The sequence below is a fragment of the Acinetobacter sp. GN11 genome, from assembly GCF_054823985.1.
The window spans coordinates 1-18,257 of record NZ_JRVL01000052.1 but is presented as its reverse complement, the minus strand read 5'-3'; the positions used below and the strand labels follow the sequence as shown (position 1 = coordinate 18,257).

Sequence of the window (18,257 nt, the reverse complement as noted above, 5' to 3'; positions counted from 1 at the left end):
TTGCATCCTGACTTGGCAATTGAGGCTTTATTTTGGTTGAGGTGCTTGGATAAAACTTAATTTGTGATTGGAGTTGAGCGTGGTGTGAGAATGAAGTGGGCGATTACACCAATGCAAATACCCCAAAAAACTGAGCTTAATCCAAGAAAATGCATGCCTGATGCTGTAGCTAAAAATGTAATGAGAGCAGCATCGCGTTGACTATCATTTCTCATGGCAACAGAGATATTTGTGGCAATCGCTCCAAGTAAGGCTAAACCTGCCAGTGCTGCAACCAACTCTTTAGGAAGTAAGCTAAATAGCATGACAATACTGCCAGCAAATAAGCCTCCTAAAATATAAAAAATTCCATTAGCGATGCCCGCGATATACCGTTTTTCTTTAAGTTCATGAGCGTCTTTGCCCATGCATAAAGCAGCTGTAATTGAGGCAAGCACAATGGTAATACCGCCTACACAAGCAACTGCTAAAGAGGCAATGCTGGTAACGCTAATAATCGGTTTGGCTGGTGTGTCGTAACCGCTGAGTTTCATGATCGCCATACCCGGTAAAAATTGACCAGTTAGGCTGACTAAAATGAGAGGAACTGCGAGATTCAGTGTTGAGTTCCATGTCCATTCTGGGCTAATCCACTGCGGGATAGCTAAACTAAAACTCACATCAACCGGATTCATTTTGCCTAGAATGAGGCTGAGTAAAACTCCGGCAGCTAACACCCAAATCATGGTGTAGCGCGGCATTAAACGTTTAGCAATTAAAAAGACAATGAGCATGCTAAAGACAATAAAAGGCATGCTATCAGATGCGGTAAATAGGCCAATACCAAATTGAAAAAGAATACCTGCCATCATGCCCGCAGCGACGTCTTGCGGAATCCACTTGAGTAATTTGTCGAAGTAACCTGTAACGCCAATTAAAAAAATAACAACGGCAGAAGTAATATAGGCGGCTACTGCTTCATTCAATGAGATATGTGGAAATAGCGTCACTAACAGGGCAGTACCTGGTGCAGACCATGCGGTAATGACAGGAGTTTTATATTTAATCGAAAGATAAATACCTGAAACAGCGGCACCAATTGAAATTCCCCAAATCCATGACACCATCATATCTGTGGACACATGGGCCCGTTGAGCAGCCTGGAAAAAAATAATCAGTGGGCCTGAGTAAGAAATTAAAACCGCAAGAAAGCCAGCAACTGTTGCTGATATGGACCAGTCATTTTTTAATGTCTTTAACAGGGTTGCCATGTGTGATTGCCTCCATGCAAATCATGTTATTTACCCAATCATATAAAAAGATCAGGGTTAACCCTGATCTCCACCTCCGACCGAAATAACCGATCCAGTCATATACGATGCTTCGTCTGATGCAAGAAATAAAATTGCATTTACTTGTTCTTGAATTGTGCCATAACGGCCCATAAATGTTCGATCTATTGTTTGATCAACCACTTGCTGCATCCAGTCTTTTTCATTTTGACTTAACGGGTTGGCGTTACGTGGTACTTTGCGAGGCGGTGCTTCAGTTCCACCCGTCGCAACGGCATTGACTCGAATCCCGTCTTTAGCATGTTCAAAAGCAAGCGATGCCGTTAAAGCATTTACACCACCTTTAGATGCAGAGTAGGGAATACGGTTAATACCACGGGTTGCAATTGAAGATACATTTACAATAACGCCCGATTGTTGCTTAATCATGGCGGGTAACACAGCGCGGCAGCACCATAAAGTTGGAAATAATGAGCGATTCACTTCCTTAATGATCTCTTCTTCGGAAAACTCTTCAAAAGGTTTCATCCAGATCGCGCCACCTACATTATTAATCAGGATATCTACCCGACCATAGTGTTCAATGGCTTTTGCAACAACCGCTTGCGCACCTGCATAGGTTTCAAGGTCAGCATTAATCGTGACGGCATTGCCACCTGCACTCTGAATTTCTTTGAGAACGTCTTCAACATATTCAGAGCGGTCAGCCATGACGACTTGGCCGCCTTCAGTTGCAACTTGCAGTGCTACGCCACTGCCAATACCTTGGGCACTACCTGTGACAATCACGACTTTATCGGTAAATCTTTGACGGTTTGACATAGATAACTTCTCCACCTTGAGTTAGTTTGCAGAGAATTTTTCAAACAAGAAACTAGCAGGTTTGATATTTTCAGTTTCTAACCAGCCACTTACAGCCTCTACCATTGGAACGGGCCCACATAGATAAACATCGACGTCGCCACCGTTTAACCATTCATTTTCAATATGACCAGTGACATAGCCTTTGCGTTCATGGTTGCTCTCAGGGCTTGCAACTACAGTTCGATATTCAAACCATGGAAATTTCGCCTGCAATTCATTGAGTTTTTCTAAAGCAACCAAATCAAAGTCATTGGTTACGCCAAAGACTAAACGAACAGGTTGTTCTGAACCTTTTTCTTCGAGTACTTGTAACATCGACATAAATGGGGCAATGCCAGTACCACCTGCCAGCATCAGCACTGGACGCGCTACATTACGTAAATAGAAGCTACCGAATGGACCCGTAAATGTCATTTTGTCGCCAGCTTGGGCATTTTTACTCAAGAATTCACTCATTTTGCCATTCGGTACGTTACGTACCACAAAGCCAGTTAAACGATTGCCCGGTTTTGAGCTAAATGAATATGAACGTGTTTCGCCAGTTTCTGGAATTGCAACATTAACGTACTGACCTGCAAGGAAATGAATATCCGGTTGGCCTTCATCAAGTTGAATATCAAAAGTGATGGTTGAGTCTGATAAGTTTTCAACGCGGGCTAATGTACCTTGAAAGCTATGAATTGCTGTTTTGCAAACATCTGACGAAGCTTGGATCTGGAATACGGCATCTGAAGTTGGACGACATTGGCAAGCAAGAATATAGCCTTGCTCAGCTTCTTCTGGGGTTAATGCATCTTCAATATAGGTTTCTTCGGGCATGTCATAATGACCTGACTCGCAAAATGCGCGGCAAGTTCCACATGCACCATCACGGCAATCCAAAGGAATATTAATTTTTTGGCGATAGGCTGCGTCAGATAGGGTTTCGCCTTGAGCTACGTTAATGAAACGTGTAACACCATCTTCAAATTGAAGTGCAACATTGTGGTTTGACATGGCATGTATCCTACAAAATATTTGAAACTTTTACCCTCAGCCAACAGTCCGTTTAACTGAGGGGGTATGTCTTAAAGGTGGTAGATATCAATGACTTGATTGATGTAGTCATTTTTCAAAACGACATACTTGCTCAAGATTTTTGGTTGATCACCTGAAAAATCGATCACATAACGTGACATACCGAAATAGCTGTAATTTGTCTTGTAACGGAAACTCAAGGTATTCCAGTTAAAGCGGACAGTAACTTTGTCGCCGTCGCGCTCGAGAACTTCAACGTTGGCAATATTGTGGCTTGTGCGTGTGTCCGGCATGGTTGCAGATGAGCGTTCAGTTTTGATACGGAACACACGATCTTCTAAACCTTGACGGTCTGGATAATAAATAAGTGAAATTTCAGATTGCGGATCTTCAGTTAATCTATCGTCGTCGTCCCAAGCTGGCATCCAGAAAGAAGCTTCGGGTGCATAGCATTCAATCCAATCTTCCCATTGTTCATCATCTAAAAAGCGAGCTTCACGATAGAGAAACTGAGCAATATTTTCTAAAGTTGCTTTGTCTTGAGTGCTCATGCTGTTTCTCCCTGATCAGCAATTTCTTTCTCTGATGCAATCGCATGTTTCATGGTGTGTAACCAATATTGATGTTGGGCAAGATAAAGACCTTCATCTTCAGTTTTAATCCCACTTAACATGGGTTTTAAACCGATTTCGTTCGCTGCATCGTCTGGTCCATAAATCCAGTGTTTTGAACCACGGCACATGTCATTCCACTCAAGCGCAATACCTGCGTAGCCTGCCTGACAAGCACGGAATTCTTCTAAATCGTCTGGTGTTGCCATGCCTGAGGCATTGAAGAAATCTTCATATTGACGGATACGACGTGCGCGAGCTTCTGGTGCTTCGCCTTTAGGAGCAATACAGTAAATGGTGACTTCGGTTCTATTGACAGAAAGTGGGCGAAGTACACGAATTTGCGAACCGAACTGATCCATCAAATACACATTTGGATAGAGACACAAGTTACGTGAGCGCTCAATCATCCATTTCGACATTGCTTCACCGTATTTTTCGGTGTATTCGTCTGCGTTCGGGAAGTTTGGACGGTCTTCTGGGTTTGCCCATTGTGTCCAAAGCAACATGTGACCATTTTCAAAACCATACGAGCCACCGCCTTGTTTACCCCAAGAACCAGCGCTCATGGCACGGATGTTATCGGCAGCTTGAGTTTCTTTACGGTGTTGAGTTGTTGCTGCATAGTTCCAGTGAACAGCAGAAACGTGGTAACCATCGGCACCATTTTCAGCAGTGAGTTTCCAGTTGCCTTCATAGGTATAAGTAGATGACCCACGTAGAACTTCCAGACCATGTTCAGACTGGTCAACAATCATGTCGATGATTTTGGTGGTTTCACCCAAGAATTCTTCAAGTGAAGGTACATCTGGATTTAAGCTACCAAATAAAAAGCCTTTATAGTTCTCGAAGCGAGCCACTTTTTTAAGGTCGTGAGAGCCCTCTTGGTTAAAACAGTCAGAATAGCCTGCTTCACTTGGGTCTTTAACTTTGAGTAATTTACCAGAGTTATTAAAAGTCCAACCATGGAAAGGGCAAGTATAAGTTGCTTTGTTACCACGCTTGTGACGGCAAAGTTGTGCTCCGCGGTGTGAACACGCATTGATCATGGCATTGAGTTCGCCGTTGCGGTTGCGGGCAATAATGACAGGCTGACGACCAATGTGAGTGGTGTAGTAGTCATTATTATTTGGAATTTGGCTTTCGTGTGCTAAGTAAACCCAATTACCTTCGAAGATGTATTTCATTTCAAGGTCAAATAGGGCTTCGTCAGTAAACACTGAGCGATGAAGTTTAAATTCACCTGTATCGATATTATCTACAAGTAATTCATCAATACGGTCAAGATGGCTAGTATTGATTACAGGAATACGTGGCATGTCCGTTCTCCGACTTTCCAAAAGTGTGGAAGTCACCAAGGCCTTAGCTACGATCTACAAGGTCTTGATATCCTAATATTGTCAATGAAGCGCATGAGCGCGACGGGTGTTTAACCGTGAATTGATGAAGATGAATCACTGGAAGATTGGCAAGAAGGCTTTTCACAAAGCAATTCATCACTTCATCGGTTTGTTGCTTGTATATACCTTAAAAGAATGGTTAGACTGTGTCTAAGACTGAATTTGCATTTTTTTATATCTTAAAGGTATGGAAGCCGTATGGAACTAAGACATTTACGATATTTCGTGGCGGTGGTGGAAGAACAAAGCTTCACCAAGGCTGCTGAAAAACTATTTATTGCTCAACCACCTTTGAGCCGGCAGATCCAAAATCTGGAAAGTGAGCTTGGAATTCAATTATTTGAGCGTGGGAGCCGCCCTTTACAGACAACGCCAGCCGGACATTTCTTTTATCAGCACGCTCTTAAACTTTTGTCGAATGCTGAAGAAATAAAAAGTATGACCAAGAGGATTGGTCTGATCGAAAGAAGCGTGACGATTGGTTTTGTCGGGTCTTTACTCTATGGTTTACTGCCTCGAATCATTTATTTATTTCGGCAACAACAACCTCATTTGAATATTCAATTGATGGAGTTAAGTACGACTGAGCAACTACAGGCATTAAAAGAAGGACGTATTGATGTTGGATTTGGACGCCTAAGAATTAGTGACCCAGCCGTGAGACGTATTCTTTTGCGTAAAGAACGCTTAGTGGTTGCTGCACATACGAGTCATCCGATTGCTCAGCGTACAGAAGGGGTATATCTGGCCGATCTCATTGATGAAAAGATGTTTATGTATCCCACTTCACCAAAACCCAATTTTTCGACCCAGCTTTTGAACATTTTTGCCGAACATAGTTTGGTTCCAAAAAATATGCATGAAATACGGGAAATTCAGCTGGCTTTGGGCTTGGTGGCAGCAGGTGAAGGTTTGTGTATTATTCCAGCAAGTGCCGATACCATTCGCTTTCCTCATTTAAACTATATTCCGATTTTAGATAACGGTGCAGTCAGCCCGATTTTCATTACTGCTCGTGCAATGGACCGAAGTGAAGACTTACAGCTTTTATTTGATTGTATTTATCAGGTGTATGATCTTGAAGGGATACCTTATCAACGGACTGTTTTTACACTCGATCAGAACCCGATCGATGATTCAAACGGTATCGATTTTTAAATAAGACGAATGCATAGCCTCAAAGTCTGAAGCTATGCGTTGATGTGTTTTAGAAAGCCCAAATCAGTTTTAGCCAGCTGGTATGGCCTTCGGGACGATATTCGACTTCGGTTTCTTTTAAAAATTTGGCTTCAATAGACCAGTTTTTATCGGCATATTGAATGCCTGGACCAATTGCAAAAGCTTGTCCTTTAAACCTAATGTCATTTCCGTTTACTTTGTCATCTGTAGTTTGTTTAAAAGCATAGCCTTCAACTGCAACTTTGAGTTTGGGGTTAATACGGTAGCCTAAGTTATAGTCACCCGCAATGTATTGTCCAGACTTATAGTCGGTTGCGTCGTTACGCGTATTCCAGCTATAAGACAGTTTAGTTGAAAGATCTAAACCTGCCGCGTTGGCATAACTATAGGCAAGAATAGGTCGAATGGTGTGATAGTTTTTCCCGAGATTGGCTTCAACTGGATGTGTCGTACTTGGAGTGTCGTATTCACCTGTTCCCAGTACCGTTTCGAGGGCTGCAATCCAGTGATGATTTTCTTGATGCCAGCCGAGCATGCCACCCAAAATCAAGTCTCCGAGACCTTGGTTTGAGTCAGCCATTCCATTTACTTTAAGCCGTAGATCAACCAATGGCTGGGCTGCATAAAACCCGAGTTGTCCATCCATAATTTTTTGATCGGTCATCCAGACCAAACGAGGAACCACGGCGTTGACATCGACATGGAACTGATCGGGACCATTTTGAAACTCTGATGCATGATAATTTTGATAATAACTGAGTAAGTAGACGCCAGCAGGTGGTAAGGCACCCGCCATCATACCTTCGGCACCTAAGGCAAAAGAGTCTGAGCCATTTTCTGTCGCAAATGCAGACGGAAGGTAAAGGGCAATGATTACACCACATATGATTGCAGAGATTTTGTTATTCATAGAATGTCCTATTCTGTGTTGTTTGGCTTGTCACTAAAAAAACGTTATTCCTTAACGGTCTTTAAAAACTTAAGTCTGTTTAACCTGTAAATTTTGAATGCAGAACTCCTGTGAGCCTTGTATTTGCTTTCTAAATTACAAATACAAAGCTCATTTGAAAAAGTGGTGTGCTTAACGGTTTATCTTTAAATATGTTTGAATAAAGCCGAACGCGATTGTCCAGCAGCACCATCGGCTGCACTTAAGAAACGTTCAGTATGAATGTCCCGTTCGAATAAGCGGCTTTGCATGAGTGTTGAAATTGCCGAGTCGATCATGATTGGTGGACCGCACAAATACGCTTTGTGTCCACCACATCGATTTTCAAAATAATCAGCAACAGCCTCGTGCACAAATCCGGTAAATCCAGTCCATTGATCTTCTGCTTTTGGAGCATTGAGAGCAGGGATATAGCGGAAGTTCGGATAGTCTTTTACGAATTGTTCAAACAAATCTCGGTTGTATAGCTCTGCCAAGTCTCGTGCTCCTTGGAAGAGGTAAATGGTGCGACTATCTCCAGACTCAAGCAAATCTAAAATCATCGATTGTGGACTTGAAAGACCTGAACCACCTGCAATAAAAATGGCATTTTGATCATCTGACTTACGTACAAAAAATTGACCATAAGGGCCTGAAATATCAAGCTGATCGCCTGTGGCAAGTTGTTCATGTACATAAGTCGTCGCTGCACCACCTTCAACTTTACGAATATGCAGCTCAACGATGCCGACTTCACTTGGTGAATTGGCAATTGAAAACGCTCGAGTTCCTTCAATATCTGGGAACTGGACATTGATATATTGGCCAGCTTGGAATTCGATTGGGCGATCTAGCTGTAGTCGGATTCCTTTAATGGTCGGCGACAAGTCTTTCATTTCAATGACTGTCGCTTGATAGTCTTGAACCAAATGACCTAAGAAATCTGGGTCTTCATCAACATCGGCTTCAATGACCATGTCGGATTGTGGTTTGCAGCAGCAGGCAAGCACCTTATTTTCATCACGTTCAATATCCATGAGCGCAAATGGAGAAGCTTCACCAACATCGTAAAAACCGTCGGTGACTTGGACCTTGCATGTCCCGCAAGTGCCATGACCACAGGCAAAGGGCAACCAAACGCCTTGACGTAAAGCGGCATCTAAGATGGTTTGGTCTTCTTCTACTTCAATCGTTGTTCCGATCGGTTCAATGGTGACTTGATAACTCATGACACACCTCCGAATTAAACATAGCTGTCGTTATAGCCATTTAATTCTGGCGTAACGAAACGAAGTAATGATTTATGCCCAAAACCAAGCTCTGCCAAAGTTTTTGTACTTTCAGGACTGATTGTTTGATCATCTAAGCTGTATTGCACTTTTGACCAATCAATTTGGGAAAAATCTGGATGTTGGGCAAAACCACCTGTAATTTGTTGCTCAATCAACTGTCCAAAAGTTTGTTGAGGCGAGGCAAGCATGGCATGTGCCGAGCAAAAAAGTGTGTGATGATCCCAACCCACGTAAAGTAAGAATTGATCGCCATAATTTTTTTGCAGATCAAGCGGTTCAAATTGATAGTTGTTGTGTATCGCGCGAACAGTCATGTTCAATCTCCTTATTTCTTAACAGGCAGCTTGATGACTGCCTGAACAATTCCTTGTGCTTAAGCTGCGTTGCCTTTCCATTTTTTCCAGCGCTGTTGGTCTGGTGAACCTTCAATATCCAGATTGTCGGCACCGACATTCATGCGGTAATAATCGCGGAGCATGGTTTCGAGGTCACCGCCACCACAGTTGCCTTGCAAAATTTGATTTACAGGTAGCCATGCTTGTATATATTTCTCAGGTTCACGCTCGAAAATGTCATGACAGCCATCTGAACAGGTGTGGTAGCGTTCGCCTTGGTAGATGCTATGGCGATAACTAAACTGAGTCGGGTCATCACCCATTTCGGTAAAGGTCATTGGAATCTGACAAACCTGACAAAGCTGTGGTAAACCTGAACTGTAGAAGCGTTTACCTTCGGCTTCCATTTTGCGAGCCAACTCCCATTTTGGACGGTAGTATTTATCGAAAGTGTCTGGATATTTAGCAGATAACCAATCCATTTCTTCGTCGGTTGGAATCCATGTATGGAAACCAGCAGCATGACCAAAGTTATAGAAAATCCACCATGCCTGATGTGAGACATGCTCTTTTTCTTTCACAATGACATCGCTATATTTCGGCATACGGATGCCATAGCGGCTTAAATCTTTAAATAACGCACCGCCTGCTTGTTCAAAATAAACTTCCCAAGCTTCTTTCCAAGACATCACTTTGTTTGGCAGCATGTAATCCATCATCATGCCTACAATTGAAAGCAAACGCGTCCCACGCCAGAACCATTTATCAATCCATTCCTGCACAATCGGTACGTTGTCTTCATGTTGTTCGAGCAAGAATTTTACGATTTCAAGACCAAGTGTCATGTGGCGCGCTTCATCTGACTGTGCACTAAAACCAAAGGTTACTGTTGCCATATCGCCGTTATAAGCTGCTCCCGACATAAACGGAACAAAAAGCAAGTTGGTAAGTACATATTCAAAAGCAAAACTAATTGCTAATAAAAATTCGAATGGGCCAGCAGAACGAGCGTCTTCAAAAAATGATTTAGGCACAGACAAATACCAAACGCGGTCATGCATGTGCGCCCAGTCCTGAAAGCCATCAAAGAACTTGTTGTAATGGCTCATGGCATGAATTTGGGTCTGTACATGACGCAGCTCATCAATCGACTGCATCTGAGAAGCAATACGTGCTCCAATACCACTAAACTGGCGGCCTACGTGGGCATAGCCTTGATAAGCCTGATATTCAAGTGGGGTAACTGCCGTTAAAAAGAGTTTGATGGCATTTAGGTAACGTTCATTGCTGACATTCATCTGACCATTGTTTTGAGCAAAGGCATCAAAAATGGCATAAAGTTTTTTCTCTTTTTCTGCCTGATATTTCCAGTATGAATCCATGGTCAAACGGAACGGATCTTCCCATTTAGACCAGTCCGTAATTTTGATGCCTTCAAATTCTTCATAAGGGAAGGCTTCTTTACGGTCAGCATAGGAAAAGTCCCAGTCCAGATCACGAGTTAATGCACGGTAACGATCTTTAGCATTTAATTTTTTGCTGGTTTCTTTAGTTTGAGTTGTCATGATTGATCATCCTTAAATCTTTGTTAAACAACGTCTATGTTGTGATTAATTCCAGTGAAGGCGGAAAGTATCGTCATCTTCTTCGACATTGCCGCCCAGCGTAATCATGTTGAGTTGTAATGATTGGATGTCCCAATCTTGGCCTAGTTTTTCAGATACGGTTTCGGCTTTAATGACCAAATCAGTTTCACTTTCAATTCGAATCATGGCGGGTAAATACTGAATTGAAGCTTCAGGGTTATCTTCTTCAATCGCTTCGAGGATGTAGCGTGAAGTATCGTTGTCTTGTAACGCGAGATAGACTTTAGACATGTTGCTTCTCCTTAAGCATTTGCAAGTTCTGGTTGTAGGCCGAGTTTTATTGCACGTTCAATCACAACTTGTTCTGCTTGATCGACCGAATCTGTGGTTAAGGCGGCTGTTGCCCAAGGTGTAAAGGCCGCTTTTACTTGAGCCAAAGACTGAGCGAACCATTCATTTAATAGCTGTTTGTTGTGATCTGACTCTGCTGCGGCAGTTTTAATGACGGTGTCTGACCACTTACGTAAATCACCTAAAGTGTCTTTCATAAATTCAGTCAGCATGGCTAAGTCACGAGCATTTTGACTCACTAACCACTGATCAAACTGTTGATAGACAAGCTCTGTCACAAAGCCGTCAATCACAAGGTTCTGTAATAAGAAAAGTTTGAAATAGTCTTGCTCGGTGAGACTTTCTTCACACAAACGGCGTAAGCCTTGCCATGCAGGATGTTGCATCCAAGCCTGTTTTGCCTGTTGTAATGAATCGCCGCTGTTGCCATCTAAAGCTAGACCAATGCGTGAGATGTACTGCGCAATTCCTAAATGATCCATCGCGGCATAAATACAAGCTTGGGTAAGTACGGTGCCATAACCATAGGCACTGCCAGACATCATGTGTAAGTTTGCAGTTTGTTCAACGTGGCGAAATGGCAATAGGCATTCAATAACCTTTGTTTTGACTTCGTCAGACAAATGTTCTGCAAGCTGACGTTTTTCAAAAAAAGCAAAATTACTTTCGGCTGTGTCCTGCAAACGTGCACGATGTTGAACATAAGTTCCATAATAGAATTGACGAGGGTCTTTAAATGCATACCAATCTTGCATTTGCAGGGCAGTATGGGTTTTGTCATTTAGAGTCTTTTCAGGTTTCCACAAAGGACGATAGTGAAAGTTGGTTTCTGCCTGTACATCGAAACTTACTTCTTGATATTGAGTTGCTGGCTTACTACCAAATCGTCTTTCGATATAGGCGTAGTTCTGGCGAATAGGTTCGACATTTGATGTCTTGATTTCTAAAGTCATGGCTTTATCTCCTTATATTTTTTACATTTGATCATCGTGATCTTTGCTATTACGTTGTGTGCCGACTAGGGTTGCTTCATTGCCATAGCGCCATTTTTCTTCCTGAGCATCGTTAAAAGCTTGCTGCTCTTGGGTCATTTCGACCACTTGATTGGTTTTACAAAAATCATTAAATGCATGTTTAGGCAAAACCAGTTCCACAAATAGACTTGGGTCGTGAATGGCAAAATCGAATTCGATAAACTCTGCGTTTAAGTCGCCAGTGACCCGAATATATTTGGTTAATGCTTCGACTTGAGGTTGGGTCATGCTGTACTCCATCAAGACATGGTCTTGAAATTGATGAATGCTCCTTGCTCTCGCTATAAGCTTTACAAAAGCTATGCCAACTTTATTTTTATTATTAAAAACAATTAATTAAGATTTTTATGAAAAGTAAGGCATTTTTAAAATTCACCATTTCATGAAATTTTTTGAATGGTGAAATAGAGATATTCATGATTTGATGAAGAGGGTCGTAAAAATTTCTTTTTAGATTGTTTGGGGTTTTAAATGGAGAGATTTAGAAATACTTTTTTAGTATGAAGTTATGTCTTTAAGGTACTAGGACATTTATCGTGTTCTTCGATAAGATGAGATAACACCCAAATGTATTTAATGGATTAAAACAGATCACTCATGGCTCGAGTAAAATACGATACAACGGGACGATACGCAGATCATCCGCAAGAAATTCACGATTTGCTGTCTAAATTGCACTTTGATACTGCCCACGGCCAAATCTGGTTTGATGAATATCGGATGCTGCTTTTACACACCAGCATTATGGGATATTTGCGTAAAGATTTAGCGAACATGATTGGGCTTGAGCGGACTAAGCGTTTCTTTATTCGTTTAGGGTATCAAGCAGGGTTAAAGGATGCAGAAGTGACAACAAAAATGCGTCCAGATCTAAATGAACACGATGCTTTTATGGCGGGTCCACAAATGCATGCCATTCGTGGAATGGTGCAAGTACAGGCCAACCAGCTCAATTTAAGTCATGACAAAAAACAGTTTTATGCCGATTTAAATTGGCTTAACTCTTTTGAAGCCGATGAGCATTTAGAGCACTTTGGCCCGAGTGATGAACCTGCGTGCTGGATGCTACTTGGCTACGCGTGTGGATATAGCAGTTTTGCCACGGGCATGACCATTATTTATCAAGAAATAGAATGCAAAGCTTGTGGCGATGAACATTGTCGTATTATCGGTAAGCCTTTAGAAGAGTGGGAAAATGCAGATGAATTGATTCAGTTCATGTCGCCCGAACCCATGGAAAAAGAACTGATCGCGTTGCAGGCTGAACTTTTTGAATTAAAAAAATCAATTTATAGCGACAGCGAAGCCGATTACCAATTATTTAGTTCTGTGGGTAAGTCAGCATCTTATAAACAGGTCTGTGCATTACTAACAAAAGCTGCGGGTTCGAAAGTTTCCATTTTGCTACAAGGTGAAACAGGCGTTGGTAAAGAAGCTTTTGCACGAGGGGTTCATGAAACTAGCCAAAGAAAAGACCAACCTTTTATCGCGGTAAACTGTGCAGCAATTCCACCAGAGTTAATTGAGTCTGAGTTATTTGGGGTAGAAAAGGGCGCCTATACTGGGGCGCATCAATCTCGCTTGGGCAAGTTTGAGCGAGCCAATGGCGGTACTATTTTCTTAGATGAAGTGATTGAACTTTCTCCCCGTGCACAAGCAGCCCTATTACGCATTTTGCAAGAAGGTGAATTTGAGCGCGTAGGAGATTCACAAACTCGTATTTTAGATGTTCGTGTAATTACCGCGACCAATGAAGATCTTGAACAAGCCGTCAAAACAGGACGCTTTCGGGCAGATTTGTATTATCGCTTAAATATTTTCCCAGTGCAGATTCCGCCTTTGCGAGAGCGCCGTGAAGACATTCCTTTACTGGTTGAACATTTTCTTCATCGCTTTGAAAAAATGTACGGTAAAACCATTCAGGGTGTGAGTGAAAAAACTAAAGTTTTTATGCAGCAATATGAATGGCCAGGCAATATTCGCGAATTAGAAAACTTATTAGAAAGGGCCGTTTTATTAACGGACGATCAGCAGCTGATCAAATTAAATGCCATTTTCCCACAAATTAAGCATGACCCAGAGCAGTCTATAGCTGTTGAAACTGACTTTGAGCAATTATTGCAGCCAGAGTTTAATTTAGAAGAACACGAGAAGCAGTTAATTTTAACGGCTCTAAAAAAGGTAAATCATAATGTGTCTGAAGCAGCACGTTTATTGGGGCTAACTCGGGCAGCGCTTGATTATCGAATTAAAAAATTTCAGCTTTGAATCAATCTAAACGAGCGTAAAAATAAAGGCCTAACTTTAAATGTTAGGCCTTATTCATTATTGTACTTGAGCTGGAAAACCATCTTCGTCCAGCGCTTCGGTAATTTTGTCGACACTTTCACTGCTTTCAACAGTTACGATTTTTGTCGCTAAATCTACATCTACTTTTGCATTTGGGTCGACATCTTGAATCGTTGCAGTCACACCACGAGCACAGCCACCACAAGTCATATTTTCAATAAGTAGTTTCATATTCATACTCCATTAAGAATGAGATGTTTGTTTGGATAACACTGAGTCTAAACCTTGTCATGATTGTAAGGTCAAGACCAATTTTTTAAAAAAATATGCTTGACCTTCCCATGATGGGAATCTGTATGCTCAATACAGAATATTAAATTTTGCAGATTTGCAGAGGTGTTTGATGGACTCAAAAAACACAAAATTGCCAGCATATAGTGAAACACTACCAATCGAAGGTATGACCTGTGCCTCGTGTGTAGGTCGTGTCGAAAAAGCACTTAAGAAAGTTGAAAATGTAGAAATTGCTAACGTTAATTTGGCAACAGAAAAAGCTGTTGTTTATTCAAACCAACCAATTCAGCGTGAAGCACTGGTTAAAGCAGTTGAACGAGCAGGTTATGATGTTCCAAAAGCTGCACCGGTGGAATTGTCTATTGAGGGTATGACCTGCGCATCTTGTGTCGCACGTGTTGAAAAAGCCCTTAAAAAAGTAAACGGCGTTCAAGAAGCGACAGTTAACTTAGCCACAGAGCAGGCTTGGGTTCAGGCAGATGCATCAGTCAATGTCGAAGACTTAATTCGCGCTGTTAAAAAAGCAGGTTACGACGCTAAAGCATCTAAAAAAAATCAAGATGAGCAGCTCGATAAAAAAGCGTCAGAGTTAGATCAGCTTAAAAAAGATTTGATCATTTCGATTGTGTTGGCTTTACCTGTGTTTATTTTGGAAATGGGGTCACATCTCATTCCAGCTTTTCACATGTGGGTCATGCATACGATTGGTCAATACAATAGCTGGCTTTTACAGTTTGTTTTGACCACATTAGTTCTCGTTTTTCCTGGTCGCCGTTTTTATCAAAAAGGGATTCCAGCCTTATGGCGTTTAGCGCCAGATATGAACTCGCTGGTTGCAGTTGGAACCTTGGCTGCCTATAGCTTTTCAGTTGTGGCAACCTTTATGCCACAGGTTTTACCACAAGGCACAGTCAATGTTTACTTTGAAGCGGCTGCCGTTATTGTCAGTTTAATTTTGCTTGGGCGATATTTTGAAGCCAAAGCCAAAGGACGTACTTCGCAAGCCATTCAACATTTAGTGGGAATGCAGCCCAAAACGGCTCGTATTCAGCGTGATGGTCAAGTGGTGGAAGTTACTGTTGCTGAAGTGGTCAGCGGAACGATTGTAGAAATTCGTCCGGGTGAGCGTGTGCCTGTCGATGGTGAAGTAGTTGAAGGGCACAGCTACATTGATGAATCTATGATTACGGGTGAGCCTGTTCCTGTTGAAAAAATAGTAGGGCATCAGGTGGTTGGTGGTACGGTCAACCAGAACGGTACTCTAAACATTCGGGCAACCGCCGTTGGTTCTTCTTCTGTGCTTTCACAAATTATTCGCATGGTTGAACAAGCCCAAGGTTCTAAACTTCCGATTCAGGGTTTAGTCGATAAAGTCACCATGTGGTTTGTACCGGCTGTCATGCTAATTGCTGCAATTACTTTCTTGGTTTGGTTTATTTTTGGGCCAGAACCTGCGTTGACTTTTGGTTTAGTGAATGCTGTTGCGGTACTGATTATTGCTTGTCCTTGTGCGATGGGGCTTGCAACACCAACTTCTATTATGGTCGGTACTGGACGTGGTGCTGAGTTAGGTGTCTTGTTCCGTAAAGGTGAAGCTTTGCAGCTTTTACAAGAAGCACAAGTGGTTGCCGTTGATAAAACGGGCACACTTACCGAGGGTAAACCGACACTGACAGACTTTAATGTGCAATCAGGTTTCGAACGTGAACAAGTACTAACTTTAGTTGCTTCGGTCGAAGCCAAGTCTGAACATCCAATTGCCCTCGCGATTGTTCAGGCAGCAGAAAGCGAAGGCTTAAACTTATTACCCGTAACAGCATTTAACTCGATTACCGGTTCAGGTATTGAAGCGGAAGTTTCAGGCCAAAAAGTACAAATTGGCGCAGACCGTTATATGCACCAACTTGGTTTAGACACCAGCTCATTCCAAGCGATTGCTGCTCAATTAGGTGAAGAAGGCAAAACACCACTATATGTCGCTATTGATCAGAAACTTGCTGCAATTATTGCCGTGGCAGACCCAATTAAAGAAACAACCTATGCTGCGATTGAGGCCTTGCATCAATTAGGCCTCAAGGTTGCCATGATTACAGGAGATAACCGTCATACGGCGCAGGCGATTGCTAAAAAGCTGAATATTGATGAAGTTGTGGCAGAGGTTTTACCTGAAGGCAAAGTTGATACAGTTCGCCAACTGCAAAAACAATATGGTCGTTTGGCCTTTGTCGGTGACGGTATTAACGATGCTCCAGCCTTGGCACAAGCAGATGTTGGTTTAGCCATTGGTACAGGAACAGATGTTGCCATTGAAGCAGCCGATGTTGTGTTGATGTCAGGTAGTTTAAAAGGCGTACCGAACGCAATTGCATTAAGTAAAGCAACCATGCGAAACATACGTCAAAACCTGTTCTGGGCATTTGTATATAACGTTGCACTTATTCCAATTGCAGCAGGTGCGCTTTATCCAGCATTTGGTGTATTACTTTCACCGATGTTTGCAGCAGGCGCGATGGCACTTTCTTCGGTTTTTGTTTTAGGCAATGCATTACGCTTAAAACGTTTTCATGCGCCAGTACAGTAAGGGTGCTGAAAATCAACTTTTGGTTTAAGATCATGACAGCAGGTCTTAAACCAAATTTAATATTTGAGGTGTGAGATGAATATCGGTCAGGCATCCAAACATTCAGGCATTTCAGCGAAAATGATTCGCTACTATGAAGAAATCGGTTTACTTGAAGCCGCTCAACGTTCAGCTTCAGGCTATCGTATGTATTCAGAAACAGACCTGAAAACTTTAAACTTCTTAAAACATGCCAGAGAGTTAGGTTTTTCATCCGAACAGATGAAGGAGCTTATTTCGCTTTGGAAAAATACCGATCGGCAGAGTGCAGAAGTGAAAGCCTTAACGGTAAAACATATTGCCGAACTCAACCAAAAAATCACCCATCTACAAGAAATGGTCAATATTTTGCAGGCATCAGCTGATGATTGTTGTGGTAACCAACAGGCTTCTTGTGCGATTTTAGATCACATAGAAAAAGGTGTGGGTGTAAGCTAAGTTTCATTAAAATAAAAAGGAAAAATCATGGCTTATACAGCTTCTTGTCTTTGCAATGGTATTCAACTGCGCATTAATACCGAATTAGAACCCATCATGGTTTGTCATTGCACGCAGTGCCAAAAAGCCCAAGGTGCTGCTTTCGCTGCCATTACTCAAGTACAAAAAAATGACTTAAATATTGTGCAGGGTGAAAACCTTTTGCAGGCTTATTTTGCATCACCTAATAAAAAGAGAGTGTTCTGTAAAACCTGTGGTTCACCGATCTGGAGTGAGCGTCTAGATAAGCCTGAAGTAGTGCGTTTAAGGGTAGGGCTCATTAATGAAGAAATATCGATATCTGTAATTTCTCATGCTTTTGTGTCTTCAAAAGTGAAATGGTATCCAATTTGCGATAGTGCTCGCCAATATCAAAATGGGGTAGAAAACCCTTAAATATTAAGGTTGGATCATATTTTATTCATTTGTAAAAAAACGTGAACAAGACTAGTCATGAATAAATAATGTGCTATAACTGTACCTAAGGTAATCGTAATATCTCCTCGATCCACAGGGAAACTTGGGACAGGGCAAAAGATACGATAGGACCTTACATATAGCTAGCAAAGAGCATGTAAGAGATGGATAGACACAAATCTTAGATTGCTCACCGTTGCAGAAAAGCCCGTGAAACGGGCTTTTTTAATGCCTGTAAAAAGCTATTTATTGGATGATCAGACTATAAATAAAGTTTTTTTATGACGTCTTT

Annotated in this window: 18 protein-coding genes and 1 pseudogene; 6 read left to right on the top strand and 13 right to left on the bottom strand. The window is 41.9% G+C overall.

Features of this window, described 5'->3' with window-relative positions:
- Positions 1–56: 56 nt before the first annotated feature.
- The 5 genes and pseudogenes from benE to benA all read right to left on the bottom strand — a co-directional run bounded on the left by benE (position 57) and on the right by benA (position 5,082).
- Positions 57–1,250 carry a benzoate/H(+) symporter BenE gene (gene benE, locus NL42_RS06935; RefSeq protein ID WP_461312239.1) on the bottom strand — a complete coding sequence of 398 codons (1,194 nt, stop codon included), beginning with the start codon at positions 1,248–1,250 and terminating at the stop codon, positions 57–59.
- Positions 1,251–1,307: 57 nt separating this feature from the next.
- Positions 1,308–2,093, bottom strand: a complete 786-nt coding sequence (locus NL42_RS06930) for a 1,6-dihydroxycyclohexa-2,4-diene-1-carboxylate dehydrogenase (protein WP_461312238.1) — start codon at positions 2,091–2,093, stop codon at positions 1,308–1,310.
- A gap of 21 nt (positions 2,094–2,114) precedes the next feature.
- A complete protein-coding gene (gene benC / locus NL42_RS06925) occupies positions 2,115–3,131 on the bottom strand; it encodes a benzoate 1,2-dioxygenase electron transfer component BenC (RefSeq protein WP_461312237.1) in 1,017 nt (338 codons plus the stop codon).
- 52 nt (positions 3,132–3,183) lie between these two features.
- Positions 3,184–3,703, bottom strand: a pseudogene (gene benB, locus NL42_RS06920) (benzoate 1,2-dioxygenase small subunit).
- The gene (benA, locus tag NL42_RS06915; protein ID WP_461312236.1) at positions 3,700–5,082 is read right to left on the bottom strand and encodes a benzoate 1,2-dioxygenase large subunit; all 1,383 of its coding nucleotides are present in this window, start codon (positions 5,080–5,082) and stop codon (positions 3,700–3,702) included. The pseudogene benB and the gene benA overlap by 4 nt, the downstream one beginning before the upstream one ends.
- Positions 5,083–5,188: 106 nt before the next feature.
- Here benA and NL42_RS06910 point away from each other — a divergent pair, with 106 nt between their 5' ends.
- Both NL42_RS06910 and NL42_RS06905 read left to right on the top strand, forming a co-directional pair.
- Positions 5,189–5,317, top strand: coding sequence for a hypothetical protein (locus NL42_RS06910; RefSeq protein WP_461312235.1), 129 nt, complete (start codon positions 5,189–5,191; stop codon positions 5,315–5,317).
- Between the two features lie 44 nt (positions 5,318–5,361).
- Positions 5,362–6,321, top strand: a complete 960-nt coding sequence (locus NL42_RS06905) for a LysR family transcriptional regulator (RefSeq protein WP_003652630.1) — start codon at positions 5,362–5,364, stop codon at positions 6,319–6,321.
- Between the two features lie 49 nt (positions 6,322–6,370).
- On the opposite strand, the gene NL42_RS06900 is transcribed toward NL42_RS06905, so the two are convergent.
- The 7 genes from NL42_RS06900 to NL42_RS06870 all read right to left on the bottom strand — a co-directional run bounded on the left by NL42_RS06900 (position 6,371) and on the right by NL42_RS06870 (position 12,096).
- Positions 6,371–7,252, bottom strand: a complete 882-nt coding sequence (locus tag NL42_RS06900; protein ID WP_461312234.1) for a SphA family protein — start codon at positions 7,250–7,252, stop codon at positions 6,371–6,373.
- Positions 7,253–7,437: 185 nt separating this feature from the next.
- Positions 7,438–8,499 (bottom strand): 2Fe-2S iron-sulfur cluster-binding protein, encoded by a 1,062-nt coding sequence (locus NL42_RS06895; protein WP_461312233.1) that lies wholly within the window; start codon positions 8,497–8,499, stop codon positions 7,438–7,440.
- Between the two features lie 14 nt (positions 8,500–8,513).
- Positions 8,514–8,876: a phenol hydroxylase subunit P4 gene (locus NL42_RS06890; RefSeq protein WP_461312232.1), complete on the bottom strand. Its 363-nt coding sequence runs from the start codon at positions 8,874–8,876 to the stop codon at positions 8,514–8,516.
- A 59-nt stretch (positions 8,877–8,935) separates the two neighbouring features.
- Positions 8,936–10,462: an aromatic/alkene/methane monooxygenase hydroxylase/oxygenase subunit alpha gene (locus NL42_RS06885; protein ID WP_461312231.1), complete on the bottom strand. Its 1,527-nt coding sequence runs from the start codon at positions 10,460–10,462 to the stop codon at positions 8,936–8,938.
- A 45-nt stretch (positions 10,463–10,507) separates the two neighbouring features.
- Entirely contained in the window at positions 10,508–10,774 is a 267-nt protein-coding gene (locus NL42_RS06880; RefSeq protein ID WP_000049450.1) for an MmoB/DmpM family protein, read from the bottom strand.
- A gap of 11 nt (positions 10,775–10,785) precedes the next feature.
- Complete coding sequence (locus NL42_RS06875) at positions 10,786–11,787, bottom strand: aromatic/alkene monooxygenase hydroxylase subunit beta (RefSeq protein ID WP_461312230.1); 1,002 nt, start codon at positions 11,785–11,787, stop codon at positions 10,786–10,788.
- A 21-nt stretch (positions 11,788–11,808) separates the two neighbouring features.
- Positions 11,809–12,096: a phenol hydroxylase subunit gene (locus NL42_RS06870; protein ID WP_199942425.1), complete on the bottom strand. Its 288-nt coding sequence runs from the start codon at positions 12,094–12,096 to the stop codon at positions 11,809–11,811.
- A gap of 369 nt (positions 12,097–12,465) precedes the next feature.
- On the opposite strand from NL42_RS06870, the gene mobR reads away from it, so the two are divergent.
- The gene (gene mobR / locus NL42_RS06865) at positions 12,466–14,136 is read left to right on the top strand and encodes a phenol degradation transcriptional regulator MobR (RefSeq protein WP_461312229.1); all 1,671 of its coding nucleotides are present in this window, start codon (positions 12,466–12,468) and stop codon (positions 14,134–14,136) included.
- A 57-nt stretch (positions 14,137–14,193) separates the two neighbouring features.
- Here the strand turns inward: mobR and NL42_RS06860 are convergent, their stop codons facing one another.
- The gene (locus NL42_RS06860) at positions 14,194–14,394 is read right to left on the bottom strand and encodes a heavy-metal-associated domain-containing protein (RefSeq protein ID WP_003652628.1); all 201 of its coding nucleotides are present in this window, start codon (positions 14,392–14,394) and stop codon (positions 14,194–14,196) included.
- A gap of 166 nt (positions 14,395–14,560) precedes the next feature.
- Between NL42_RS06860 and NL42_RS06855 the strand changes: the two genes are divergently transcribed.
- The 3 genes from NL42_RS06855 to NL42_RS06845 all read left to right on the top strand — a co-directional run bounded on the left by NL42_RS06855 (position 14,561) and on the right by NL42_RS06845 (position 17,944).
- Complete coding sequence (locus NL42_RS06855; protein ID WP_461312228.1) at positions 14,561–17,032, top strand: heavy metal translocating P-type ATPase; 2,472 nt, start codon at positions 14,561–14,563, stop codon at positions 17,030–17,032.
- A gap of 75 nt (positions 17,033–17,107) precedes the next feature.
- Entirely contained in the window at positions 17,108–17,509 is a 402-nt protein-coding gene (cueR, locus tag NL42_RS06850) for a Cu(I)-responsive transcriptional regulator (RefSeq protein ID WP_309455848.1), read from the top strand.
- Positions 17,510–17,536: 27 nt separating this feature from the next.
- Complete coding sequence (locus NL42_RS06845; RefSeq protein ID WP_461312227.1) at positions 17,537–17,944, top strand: GFA family protein; 408 nt, start codon at positions 17,537–17,539, stop codon at positions 17,942–17,944.
- Positions 17,945–18,257: the final 313 nt, after the last annotated feature.

Excerpts from the sequence above, each read along its gene's own strand:
- NL42_RS06845 (WP_461312227.1), top strand. The coding sequence starts at position 17,537 with ATGGCTTATACAGCTTCTTGTCTTTGCAATGGTATTCAACTGCGCATT.
- NL42_RS06875 (WP_461312230.1), bottom strand. The coding sequence starts at position 11,787 with ATGACTTTAGAAATCAAGACATCAAATGTCGAACCTATTCGCCAGAAC.
- NL42_RS06930 (WP_461312238.1), bottom strand. The coding sequence starts at position 2,093 with ATGTCAAACCGTCAAAGATTTACCGATAAAGTCGTGATTGTCACAGGT.
- NL42_RS06900 (WP_461312234.1), bottom strand. The coding sequence starts at position 7,252 with ATGAATAACAAAATCTCTGCAATCATATGTGGTGTAATCATTGCCCTT.
- NL42_RS06855 (WP_461312228.1), top strand. The coding sequence starts at position 14,561 with ATGGACTCAAAAAACACAAAATTGCCAGCATATAGTGAAACACTACCA.
- NL42_RS06885 (WP_461312231.1), bottom strand. The coding sequence starts at position 10,462 with ATGACAACTCAAACTAAAGAAACCAGCAAAAAATTAAATGCTAAAGAT.
- benC (WP_461312237.1), bottom strand. The coding sequence starts at position 3,131 with ATGTCAAACCACAATGTTGCACTTCAATTTGAAGATGGTGTTACACGT.
- benA (WP_461312236.1), bottom strand. The coding sequence starts at position 5,082 with ATGCCACGTATTCCTGTAATCAATACTAGCCATCTTGACCGTATTGAT.
- NL42_RS06895 (WP_461312233.1), bottom strand. The coding sequence starts at position 8,499 with ATGAGTTATCAAGTCACCATTGAACCGATCGGAACAACGATTGAAGTA.
- NL42_RS06860 (WP_003652628.1), bottom strand. The coding sequence starts at position 14,394 with ATGAATATGAAACTACTTATTGAAAATATGACTTGTGGTGGCTGTGCT.
- mobR (WP_461312229.1), top strand. The coding sequence starts at position 12,466 with ATGGCTCGAGTAAAATACGATACAACGGGACGATACGCAGATCATCCG.
- NL42_RS06890 (WP_461312232.1), bottom strand. The coding sequence starts at position 8,876 with ATGACTGTTCGCGCGATACACAACAACTATCAATTTGAACCGCTTGAT.
- NL42_RS06880 (WP_000049450.1), bottom strand. The coding sequence starts at position 10,774 with ATGTCTAAAGTCTATCTCGCGTTACAAGACAACGATACTTCACGCTAC.
- NL42_RS06905 (WP_003652630.1), top strand. The coding sequence starts at position 5,362 with ATGGAACTAAGACATTTACGATATTTCGTGGCGGTGGTGGAAGAACAA.
- cueR (WP_309455848.1), top strand. The coding sequence starts at position 17,108 with ATGAATATCGGTCAGGCATCCAAACATTCAGGCATTTCAGCGAAAATG.
- NL42_RS06870 (WP_199942425.1), bottom strand. The coding sequence starts at position 12,096 with ATGACCCAACCTCAAGTCGAAGCATTAACCAAATATATTCGGGTCACT.
- benE (WP_461312239.1), bottom strand. The coding sequence starts at position 1,250 with ATGGCAACCCTGTTAAAGACATTAAAAAATGACTGGTCCATATCAGCA.